Here is a 913-nt window from a genome sequence, read left to right on the forward strand (position 1 = left end):
ATGTCAATGTACCCGTCCTTTTTGGCACGAGCTCTAATGCAGTCTACAGCCAGTTATATATTGCCATGACCGTTTATGTTTTGCTTAAAATGCTCTTTGATCATGTCGTTCCCCATATACACGTATCTGCCTCATTATCCTTAACCCTATTCGTTCGTGCACTTCGACATCATCATTTGGCTCCCGAATGGAGAGTGGCACTCACTACTTTTCCATTCACTTTCCCATTCCCAGTTTCTTGATAATCAACAGGCCTGCACTTTATACAATGACAAACGCACATTGGGCGCTTTTTTGCCTTATGGGATAGCCTGTCGGCTGCGGACATTGCACAGTTTGCAGGCCTGTTGATTAACCTGAAAATGGTAAAAGGACCGCACTCTCGGGTAATGGGTAGTACCACCCACTCCACCCCCAAGAGGCGATCTTATGAATAAGTCTACTACGTTCAGCCAGCTAGTTCAAACTGCACTACCGAAAGAAATTGTGGATTCTTTTTCAAATTCGGTTGGTTATCGAGAAGTAGGGCGTAAATTCACTGTTTATGACTTATTTTTGTTTTTTGCTCAAGCGGCATCGGACCAGTGGAAAAGCTATCGCGAAGGGGCTTTGCGAGCCCCTGCCTATCACTTGGTGAAAACCTGTTACTCTACCGTGTCCAAAAAAGCTGGAGATGTCCCTTTCGGGATTTTTAAGCAATTACTGCACTACTTGCTTGGTCATTGCAATCGGCAAGCTAAGCGCAAGTTATCTTTGCCAAAGGAACTATTGATCTTGGATTCAACTAAAATTACAGTGGGAGCCGGCCGCCTGCCCTGGGCACCGCTGAAAGGCGAACGTGCGGGGGTCAAGTTGCATGTTGCGTACAAACCAACACAAGGGCAACCTCACCGCATCGAAGAAACCACAGGCA

General features: G+C 46.3%; 1 pseudogene. It reads left to right on the plus strand.

The window, feature by feature from the left end:
• Positions 1 to 429: 429 nt before the first annotated feature.
• Positions 430 to 913, plus strand: a pseudogene (locus PAECUDRAFT_RS24315) (IS4 family transposase); the annotation flags it as partial.

It is taken from the genome of Paenibacillus curdlanolyticus YK9, assembly GCF_000179615.1.
GTDB classification, from domain to species: Bacteria; Bacillota; Bacilli; order Paenibacillales; family Paenibacillaceae; genus Paenibacillus_T; species Paenibacillus_T curdlanolyticus.